This window comes from Actibacterium sp., assembly GCF_041584535.1.
Classification (GTDB): domain Bacteria; phylum Pseudomonadota; class Alphaproteobacteria; order Rhodobacterales; family Rhodobacteraceae; genus Actibacterium_D.
Genome location: NZ_JBFHDW010000443.1, coordinates 1 through 1,211 on the forward strand (window position 1 = coordinate 1; position 1,211 = coordinate 1,211).

Annotated in this window: 1 protein-coding gene and 1 pseudogene; one reads left to right on the forward strand and one right to left on the reverse strand. The window is 65.2% G+C overall.

Annotated elements, in window-relative coordinates:
• Window positions 1-616 (reverse strand): annotated as a pseudogene (locus ABYW26_RS14595) (acetoin utilization protein AcuC); the annotation flags it as partial.
• 125 nt (window positions 617-741) lie between these two features.
• Between ABYW26_RS14595 and ABYW26_RS14600 the strand changes: the two are divergent.
• Window positions 742-1,170 (forward strand): DUF1178 family protein, encoded by a 429-nt coding sequence (locus ABYW26_RS14600; protein WP_372605644.1) that lies wholly within the window; start codon window positions 742-744, stop codon window positions 1,168-1,170.
• Window positions 1,171-1,211: the final 41 nt, after the last annotated feature.

The following is a 1,211-nucleotide window of genomic DNA, read 5'->3' on the forward strand; positions in this document are numbered from 1 at the left end:
CGCCGGTGAGCGGCCAGCGCTTTTCCTCGTGCACCGAGACCATCAGCACCTGCGGATCATCGGCAAAGGCGGCCTCGACCCCGTCGGGGTGATGGGCGTCGATATCGACATAGGCCACCCGCCCGGCGCCATTGCGTTGCAGCGACAGGATCGCCAGAACCGGGTCGTTGAGATAGCAAAACCCGTTGGCCCGGTCGCGCATCCCGTGATGGGTGCCGCCCGCCGGGTGATAGATCACCCCGCCCCGCGCCAGCAACTCGCCCGCCAAAAGCGACCCGCCGGCGCCGGTGGCCGGGCGGCTATACATCTGCGGGAAAACCGGGTTGGAAGGGGTGCCCAGCCCGTGCCGGTCGCGGATGTCGTCGCTGACCTGTTGCTGTTCTTCGGCCCGGACCAGCGCCGCCAGATACTCGGGGTCATGCCACAGCGCCAATGCCTGAGGCTTGGCACGGGGGCTTTGCACGAATTGTCCCGGCGCCAGCCAGCCCAGCGCCCGCGCCAGATCCATCACCGTTGACACGCGCGGCACCCGCAGCGGGTGCCAGTGGCCATAGCTGGAGTTCCGGTATATCTCGGATCCGATGAAAAGCGGCTGCTGTGCCTGTTGGTCCTGCATTCGCCCGCGCCTTGGTGACATGGGCCAAGATTAGCCCGCGCCCAAGAATTGTCCATGTGTGTGCGGCATTGATTGACCATGCGAAATGACTATTTTCATAAAGTGCCCTCAAGGATGGAGACCGCATGATCCGCTACGCCCTCAATTGCGACAAAGGACACAGCTTTGAAAGCTGGTTCCAGTCGGCTGATGCTTTCGACAAGCTTCAGGCGGCGGGGATGGTGTCTTGCGCGGTCTGTGGCGGAACCGGCGTGACCAAAGGGCTGATGGCGCCGCGTCTGTCGCATGGTGACAATGACCTGACCCCGGCCCGCCCGCTCAGCACCCCGGCCAGCCCGGCGGAACAGGCATTGGCCGAGTTGAAGCGCAAGATCGAGGCGAATTCGGATTACGTCGGCAAGGATTTCGCCCGCGAGGCCCGGCGAATCCACAGCGGCGAATCCCCTGATCGCTCGATCTATGGCGAGGCCAAACCGGACGAGGCCCGCGCCCTGATCGAAGAGGGCGTTCCGATCGCCCCCCTGCCCTTTGCCCCCGGCCGCAAAAGCAACTGACACCACCCCCCGTGCACCCGCGCGCAGCCGCCGCAATTCCC